The following is a 7,986-nucleotide window of genomic DNA, read 5'->3' on the forward strand; positions in this document are numbered from 1 at the left end:
TTTTATTATGCATTTACTTGATTCAAGGCTTGACCATCGATCAAATAAGAAATAATATTTTTACTTGCTTCTTTAGACAAATTGTATCTTGCCATATGAGTTGCACTACCAACATGTGGCGTCGTGATTACATTATCAAGACCTGCTAATTCTTCATCGACTTCATTTTCATTCTCAAAGACATCCAAACCAGCACCGGCAATTTCATCAGATTTAAGGGCATCAACTAAGGCTGCTTGATCAACCAATCCGCCCCAAGCTACGTTAATCAAGAAAGCAGTATCTTTCATCTTAGATAAAGCCGCAGCATCAATAATATGACGTGTTTCTTCAGTTAAAGGAGCATTCAAAGATAAAAAGTTGCTTTCTTTTAAAAGCGTATCTAAATCAACATATTTAGCATCAATGTCATTTTCTGTTTGATGGCGATTATGATAAATAATCTTCATTCAAAGCATCTTACCGAATTTTGCTACTTGAGAACCAATTCTGCCTAAACCTAAAATGCCTAGAGTTTTGCTTTCAATACTATATCCTTGGTTATCATACTCACTCATGTTAAGGAAAACGCCCTCGCGCATACTTTCAGCAATTTACTTATTGAGAATTGCATTAATTGCTTTTGCTACTCCATCATGATTACAATCTGTCGTAATTTGATCAGCATTTTTCTTGGTAATTGCTACAGCATTGCCCATCGCAACCCCTAGGCCAGCATACTTGATCATTGGCATGTCATTAGCTTGATCTCCCAAGGCCATAACATTTTCTGCCTTAATTTCCAAGTGCTCGCACAAAACCTTTAGCCCAGTTGCCTTATCTGTATTAGCGGCAGTTGCTTCGTAATAGAATGGTTCTGTTTTAGAAAAAGTTACTCTCTTCTTCATCTGGTCAAAAAGCGGGTCCTTGATCTTTTCATCCAGATATTCTGGATTATCAATATACATGCATTTGATTATTGGAATTTGCCGCATTTCTTCAGCAGTTCGATAGGAAACTTCCAGTCTGACGATTCTCGAGTTATAAATCGTATAATGTCCTATATCACGGTTATCTGTATATATTCTATTTAAACCCACTGCATGAAAATGCAACCTAAGCTTTCTTGCGATTGCCTCAAGATCAATATACTCTGAATAATTAAGTCCTCGTTTAAACAGAACTTTGCCATTTGTTGATTCAGTCACTGCACCATTGAAGCTTACGACAAATTGATCATCTTGATTGTTTAGCCCCAGTTCATCTAAATAGCGCTGTGCACCAGACAAAGGGCGTCCAGTACAAATCACAATTTTCTTTCCCTGCTTTTTTGCACTTAAAATAGCTTCCTTTACTGCAGGGGTAATCTCTTTTTTAGAATTGACCAGAGTGCCATCAATATCAATTGCAATTAGCTTAATGTTTTTCATAACAATTTTCCTTATACACAAAAAAACATTATTTTCTCAAATAGTGCTCTAAAATCTTAGTTTTTTAAGTTCTTCCATATCGCTATCGTCAATTTCAAAATCCAATTGTCGATCTTGCTTCATATCGTTAATCTTATCAGTTTTTGGTAAAACAACGCACCCTCATTGACAATCATATTTAAGCATTAATTGTGCCGGACTGACATGATATTTGTCAGCATACTTCTTAATCTTCAAATTAGTCAATGCGCGACCATGGGCAAGAGGCGAATATGCTTCAACGATAATTCCTTGTTCTTGACAACATTTCATCAACGTTAAAGGAGTATTGCCAATATTTACTTCGATTTGGTTAACAGCTGGTTTAATCGTTCCAGTATCAATAATGTTATCAAGGTCTTCCTTTAAGAAATTAGAAACTCCAATAGCTCTAACTTTGCCAGCCTTGACAGCTTCTTCCATTGCTCGCCAATTCTCTAGATTTCCTTTAAAATGTCGGTCAGGAGTACGATTAACTTCAACCCATGGTTGCGGAGAGTGAATTAATAAAAGATCAATATAATCTAGACTAAACTTTTCCAAAGCTTCATCAATTGACTTTTTGGTTCCTTCATAATCCTTGACTGCAGTTGGAACTTTGGTTGTCAGGAAAAATATAAGAATTCCAGATTCCCTTGCCAACTCCAACTTCATTACCGTAATCTCTTGCAGTATCAAACGCTTTATAGACACAAGAATGGCCTGACGAACGACTTTTTTGGGCCTCGTCATTATTAAGCAGCCACGTTCCCATTTGAACTTGTGTTATTGCTTGGCAAACAAAATAGGTAAAAAGAAAGGGCTGACCACTTTATCTGTCAACTCTTTCTCCTCAGTCTCTTAATTCCTACAACTACAATGATAGCTTAATTTTGATTAATAGCAAGGGGTGTTTTACCTAATAAATAAAGATTTTTGCAGCAAATTTACTATTTTGTCAGCAACTTTTGTCTTTTTCATTCTAGGTAGTTCAAATACCGGCTTCCCCTGGCCTAAGATAAAAATTTTGTCCTCATCACTGCCAAAACTGTCCGTGGACACATTATTGGCAATAATGTAATCTGCTCCCTTTTCTTTTAATTTACGTTGGGCATTTTTCAGTAAATCATTCGTTTCGGCCGCAAAGCCAATTACCAGTTGATCTTTACGTTTATTTTTGCTGACCGTTTTAAGAATATCTGGTGTCTTAACCAGGCTTAAATCTAAATTGGCTTGATCCATACTCTTTTTTATTTTTTGATCAGCAACTTTCTTAAGACGCCAATCTGCTACTGCGGCCGCCATAATTAGTGCATCTGCTTTAGGAAATTCTTCTTGAACAGCGGATAACATTTTTTCAGTTGTTTCCGCATGAATCAGCCTTATTCCCTTAGGCAGCGCCACGCTAATTGAGCCATAAATCAAACAAACGTCTGCTCCTGCTCTTTTTGCAGCCCGGGCAATTGCAATTCCCATTTTCCCGCTGGAACGATTGCCAATAAAACGGACTGGATCGATTGGTTCCCTAGTTCCACCGGCAGTTACAATAATTTTTTTACCGGTTAAAGGCAGAGTCTCACGTAAATTTTGTTCAATCCAAGAGGTAATTGCTTCTGGTTCGGGCATCCTTCCTTTAGCCTTATAACCTTCAGCCAAAACGCCAATTACTGGATCAAGGATCTTAACATCATTTTCCTTCAAGAAAGCTAAATTTCTTTGGGTCGCCGGATTAGCTAGCATTTGATCATTCATCGCTGGAACGACGTATTTAGGTGCTTGAGTTGCCAAAATAGTCGTACTAGCAGCGTCATCTGCAATCCCATTCGCCATTTTCGCAATAAAATTGGCTGTGGCTGGCACTACTAAGGCTAATTCAGTCCAGCGGGCCAATGAAACATGTGAAATTTGAGCTTCATTTTCTTTTAACCAAAGATCTTCTAAAACCGGATATTTAGTCAAAGAAGCTAATGTTGCAGAAGTAACAAATTTTTCAGCATTCTTGGTCATTACTACTCTGACTTCATGACCCTTTTTTTCGAGCAAGCGCACGACATTGACCGCTTTATAGCAAGCAATCCCACCTGTTAAGTAAACCGCGATTCTCATTTTTACCTACTTTACATATATATCATTATTTAATAGTTACTTTGTAACGGTTAGAACGGTCCTCAGCTTCCGGTTTTTCTTTTGGATATCCGACACTGACGATAACTTGAATCTTGTAGCCTTCGTCAATTCCAAGTTTTTTCTTTAAAGCAACATCTTTATCAATAGAAAAAGCTGCGCCCATTACATAAACAGAACCTAATCCGATACTGTTTGCTTCGACCATAATATTTTCAGCAGCAACTGATGCGTCCCGCTCACCAAATTGACTATCAGCCTTGGTAGCAATAACAAAAAGCAGTGGTGCATCATAGCATGCATGATCGCAAGCATCTTCAATTTTATTTAAATATGCATCATCCTTTATAACGCTAGCTTGCATGACATCGGTTTGGTGCATCCCACATGGTGCAGCATTAAAAGCCGCAATTAATTGAGTGACTTCTGGTTCAGTCAGTTTATCAGGTCTAAATTTACGTACAGATTGTCTGGTTAAAATTGCATCAGTCATAAAAAAAATCTCCTTTGCACAATATCTTTTACTTCTATTTTAATCCTTTATTCTAAAAATACCTATAATTCGTTCAGCATTTGACAGCGCTTCCTAAAATAGATATGATTAGGTTTAATTTCTCTGAAGAGATGCTACATAAATGCTAGAATTAATAGTAAATTATGTAGCATCTCTTTTTATAAACTCAAACCTAAACAAAGATGGTGAAATAATGGCAAAAGAAAAATACTTGGAAATTGCGAAAATAATCAATGATCGAATCAACGATGGAACCTATCAGGCTCGTCAGCCTCTTCCCGACCAGGAAAGTTTGGCCAAGGAATTAGGCGTCAGTCGTTTGACGGTAAAAAAAGCATTAGATGGCTTGGAAAGAAAAGGCTTGGTCTACAAGCAATCAGGATTGGGCACTTACGTCTCAGGTACCATTCCAATTCAAACTAGATATGATTCACCTGCTAACATGTTCACGGGCTTACGCAATTTGCTAGGCCGCGATAATGTTAAAAGCCAGATAATCAAGTTTAATGTTGAATTTCCAAATGAAAACATTCAAAAATACTTGTGTCTTAAACATTCAGAACCAGTTTACAATATTGTTCGTTTAAGAATTGTCGATGACTCACCTTTAATTATCGAACATACTTATATGCCTGTTAAGCTTGTACCAAATCTTGACGAAAACATTCTTCATAAATCAATCTATCAATATATCCATAAAGAATTAAAGCTGAAATTTGGTCATGCTTATCGTAAAATTCGTGCGTGCAAAGCGGATCAGTACGATCAGAAGTACTTAAACGCTAAAAAGAGTGATCCAATGTTGGAATTGGAGCAAATCGTTTGGCTTACTAACGGTGATCCGATCGAATATTCAACTAGTCGAAACCGCTATGATCAGCGTGACTACACAATCGTCGAAAACAATAGGTTTTAGACGACAAAGGAGTTTTTATGATTACAATAACTAAAGAATTTAATTTTACTGCTAATGATTTTTTTAACTACCTAGATAAGCAATTGATCTATAGCATAAAAAAATCCCGCAATAACGATATGCCAGTTAAATTGGTTTCTGGCATTCGCTATCAGCAGGATGATATTGAAACTGTTATCACAACTTATAAACGTGGCGAGGCTTATGAAGCAAGTTTTAAAAATTCACGCATGGATGTCTTCATCTCTTACCACACACAAGACACCGAAAACGGCGTCAAGATAACTTTCTCTGAAGAAATTAAAAACTATGATCCAGCTAGTCATGGCAAGTTCAATAACTGGCTCTACAATGTTCAGCTCAAGCATGGCACCAAGAAAGAACTAAAACAGATGGTTGATAATGTAAAAGAGAGTTTATTAGTATAAAGCAAATAAGAAAAAATATTGTTAATTATTTTATTTTGATTTATAAATGTGGGGTTTTATTCATATGTATTCAGCAAAAATGCCAAAGAACTTTTTATGGGGTGGAGCTGTAGCTGCTCACCAACTCGAAGGTGCTTGGAATGAAGATGGTAAAGGCATGTCTGTTGCCGACGTCATGACAGTTGGTTCAGCAACCAAACCACGTGAAATTACCGATGGCGTCATCCCTGGCAAGAACTACCCTAACCATTCAGCAATTGATTTTTACCATCACTATAAAGAAGATATTAAATTGATGGCTGAAATGGGCTTCAAAGCTTTAAGAACTTCAATTGCTTGGACCAGAATCTTCCCTAAGGGTGATGAAAAAGAGCCAAATGAAGCAGGCTTAAAGTTTTACGACGATCTCTTTGATACCTGTCATCAATATGGAATCGAACCAGTGATTACCCTCTCTCACTTTGAAATTCCGTTCCATTTGATTAAGGAATACGGCGGTTTTACCAACCGAAAGATGATTGACTTCTTTGTTCGTTTTGCCACTGTTTGTTTCAAACGTTATAAGAACAAAGTTAAGTATTGGATGACCTTCAATGAAATTAATAACCAAACCAGTTTCAACAATGATTTCTTGATGGCTACCAACTCTGGCATTTTATTTAAAGATGGCATGACTGATGAAGAAAAAGAAGCAGCAATGTATCAAGCTGGTCACTATGAATTAGTGGCTTCTGCTTTGGCAGTCAAAGTTGGACACAAGATCAATCCTAACTTCAAGATTGGTTGTATGATCAACTATTCACCTGTTCGTCCACTTACCCCATCATCCGATGACGTTTTATTGGCTGACAAGTTTGAACAACGTCGGGATTGGTTCTCAGATGTTCATGTCTTTGGTGAATATCCAAATGCTGTTGAAGTTTATATTGAAAGAAATGGCTATCGTCCAGATATTACCGATGAAGACAGAATTGTCTTAAAGGAAGGAACAGTTGATTATGTTGCCTTTTCTTACTACCAGACAACAACCGTTTCTTCAGAAAAGGTAAAGCCAGACGACTTAACCGATTTAGCTCAAGCTATTGCTAAGAACCCAACTTTAAAGCGTAGCGATTGGGGCTGGGAAATTGACCCAGAAGGTTTAAGAATTGCCTTGAATCAATTGCAAGATCGTTACCACAAGCCTTTATTCATCGTTGAAAATGGTTTGGGTGCCTACGACAAGGTTGAAGCTGATGGTTCAGTTCACGATGATTACCGGATTGACTACTTAAGAAATCACATTTCAGAAATGGAAAAGGCTGTTGAACTCGATGGCGTTGACTTAATGGGTTACCTTACATGGGGCTGCATCGACCTTGTTTCTGCCGGAACTGGCCAAATGGATAAACGCTACGGCTTTATTTATGTTGATAAAAATGATGCCGGTGAAGGTACTCTTGGTCGTTCACGTAAGGACTCCTTTTTCTGGTACAAGAAAGTTATCCAATCGAACGGTAAAGATTTAAATTAATAATCGTTTTAAAAAACATCCCTGCGGGGATGTTTTTTTATGCTATTTTCGGATTTTCATTATGCTGTTAAAATAAACAAAAAAGACTTTGAAAGGTTTTAGCGATGAAAGAAATATATTTTAATCACGATGGCAATATCGACGATTTAGTCTCTTACCTTTTGCTGCTGCAAGCTCCTAAAATCAAATTGCTTGGTGTTGGGGCGATTGATGCTGACGGTTACATCGATCCATCAGTCGAAGCTTGTCGCAAGTTGACGGATCGTTTTAACTTAAGAAATGATCATCTAGAAATTGCCAAATCCAATTCTAGAGCGGTCAACCAATTTCCACATGAATGGCGTATGGCTACCTATTCGTTCAACTATTTACCAATGTTAAATGAAAAAGGCACAATCCAGACAAAGCAAGCAAAGTTGCCAGCGCATCTTGATTTAGCTGAAAAGATTAAAAATGCTGATAAAAAAATCACATTAATCATGACCGGCCCTTTAACTGATTTAGCAAGAGCACTTGATTATGATCCAAGTATTGAAGAAAAAATTGCTAAACTATATTGGATGGGTGGCTCACTTAATCGACACGGAAACGTAGCACAAGTTAACGCTGATGGTACACAGGAATGGAATTCATTCTGGGATCCTTATGCGGTAAAAAGAGTTTTCGCTTCTAATATTCCAATTCAAATGGTTGGATTAGAAAGCACGGAAGAACTTCCACTAAGCGATAAATTGCGTCAGCATTGGGCTAGTTTAAGAAAATATCCTGCCATGGATTTAGTTGGGCAGGCCTACAGTTTAATCGTGTCAGTGCCCAGCGCCAGCTTGTTTCTTTGGGACGTGCTAACAACAATGAGTGCCCTTTATCCGGAAATTGTCGAAACGCGGACGGCAAAGGCGAAGGTAATCACTGATGGTCTTAGTGCCGGCAGTTTTGATGAAACTCCATCAGGACGTGAAGTAACTTTAGTTACCAAAGCAAATAAGAAACTATTCTATCAAAAAATGGACGAACTGCTTAAAAGTGCAAAATTGAAATAGAAAAATTAAAAGGATTGGAAAAAC

The 7,986-nt window shown here is 37.5% G+C and carries 7 protein-coding genes and 2 pseudogenes; 4 read left to right on the plus strand and 5 right to left on the minus strand.

Annotation, left to right across the window (positions count from 1 at the left end):
- Positions 1-5 precede the first annotated feature (5 nt).
- The 5 genes and pseudogenes from HMPREF0493_RS00535 to HMPREF0493_RS00555 all read right to left on the minus strand — a co-directional run.
- Positions 6-584: pseudogene (locus HMPREF0493_RS00535) on the minus strand (NAD(P)-dependent oxidoreductase); the annotation flags it as partial.
- A 9-nt stretch (positions 585-593) separates the two neighbouring features.
- Positions 594-1,409 carry a Cof-type HAD-IIB family hydrolase gene (locus HMPREF0493_RS00540; RefSeq protein WP_006351274.1) on the minus strand — a complete coding sequence of 272 codons (816 nt, stop codon included), beginning with the start codon at positions 1,407-1,409 and terminating at the stop codon, positions 594-596.
- Between the two features lie 48 nt (positions 1,410-1,457).
- Positions 1,458-2,202: pseudogene (locus HMPREF0493_RS00545) on the minus strand (aldo/keto reductase family protein).
- Between the two features lie 140 nt (positions 2,203-2,342).
- Positions 2,343-3,533 (minus strand): bifunctional phosphopantothenoylcysteine decarboxylase/phosphopantothenate--cysteine ligase CoaBC, encoded by a 1,191-nt coding sequence (gene coaBC, locus HMPREF0493_RS00550; protein WP_006351276.1) that lies wholly within the window; start codon positions 3,531-3,533, stop codon positions 2,343-2,345.
- Between the two features lie 25 nt (positions 3,534-3,558).
- On the minus strand, positions 3,559-4,044 hold the full coding sequence (locus HMPREF0493_RS00555) for a nitroreductase family protein (RefSeq protein WP_006351277.1): 486 nt from the start codon (positions 4,042-4,044) through the stop codon (positions 3,559-3,561).
- A 214-nt stretch (positions 4,045-4,258) separates the two neighbouring features.
- On the opposite strand from HMPREF0493_RS00555, the gene HMPREF0493_RS00560 reads away from it, so the two are divergent.
- The 4 genes from HMPREF0493_RS00560 to HMPREF0493_RS00575 all read left to right on the plus strand — a co-directional run bounded on the left by HMPREF0493_RS00560 (position 4,259) and on the right by HMPREF0493_RS00575 (position 7,962).
- Complete coding sequence (locus tag HMPREF0493_RS00560) at positions 4,259-4,981, plus strand: GntR family transcriptional regulator (RefSeq protein ID WP_040456731.1); 723 nt, start codon at positions 4,259-4,261, stop codon at positions 4,979-4,981.
- Positions 4,982-4,998: 17 nt separating this feature from the next.
- On the plus strand, positions 4,999-5,409 hold the full coding sequence (locus HMPREF0493_RS00565; protein WP_006351279.1) for a DUF3284 domain-containing protein: 411 nt from the start codon (positions 4,999-5,001) through the stop codon (positions 5,407-5,409).
- Positions 5,410-5,473: 64 nt separating this feature from the next.
- Positions 5,474-6,922 carry a 6-phospho-beta-glucosidase gene (locus HMPREF0493_RS00570; RefSeq protein WP_040456734.1) on the plus strand — a complete coding sequence of 483 codons (1,449 nt, stop codon included), beginning with the start codon at positions 5,474-5,476 and terminating at the stop codon, positions 6,920-6,922.
- Positions 6,923-7,026: 104 nt separating this feature from the next.
- Entirely contained in the window at positions 7,027-7,962 is a 936-nt protein-coding gene (locus HMPREF0493_RS00575; RefSeq protein WP_006351281.1) for a nucleoside hydrolase, read from the plus strand.
- Positions 7,963-7,986 lie beyond the last annotated feature (24 nt).

Origin of the sequence: Lactobacillus amylolyticus DSM 11664 (assembly GCF_000178475.1) — a bacterium.
Lineage (GTDB): Bacteria > Bacillota > Bacilli > Lactobacillales > Lactobacillaceae > Lactobacillus > Lactobacillus amylolyticus.

Excerpts from the sequence above, each read along its gene's own strand:
- HMPREF0493_RS00540 (WP_006351274.1), bottom strand. The coding sequence starts at position 1,409 with ATGAAAAACATTAAGCTAATTGCAATTGATATTGATGGCACTCTGGTC.
- coaBC (WP_006351276.1), bottom strand. The coding sequence starts at position 3,533 with ATGAGAATCGCGGTTTACTTAACAGGTGGGATTGCTTGCTATAAAGCG.
- HMPREF0493_RS00555 (WP_006351277.1), bottom strand. The coding sequence starts at position 4,044 with ATGACTGATGCAATTTTAACCAGACAATCTGTACGTAAATTTAGACCT.
- HMPREF0493_RS00560 (WP_040456731.1), top strand. The coding sequence starts at position 4,259 with ATGGCAAAAGAAAAATACTTGGAAATTGCGAAAATAATCAATGATCGA.
- HMPREF0493_RS00565 (WP_006351279.1), top strand. The coding sequence starts at position 4,999 with ATGATTACAATAACTAAAGAATTTAATTTTACTGCTAATGATTTTTTT.
- HMPREF0493_RS00570 (WP_040456734.1), top strand. The coding sequence starts at position 5,474 with ATGTATTCAGCAAAAATGCCAAAGAACTTTTTATGGGGTGGAGCTGTA.
- HMPREF0493_RS00575 (WP_006351281.1), top strand. The coding sequence starts at position 7,027 with ATGAAAGAAATATATTTTAATCACGATGGCAATATCGACGATTTAGTC.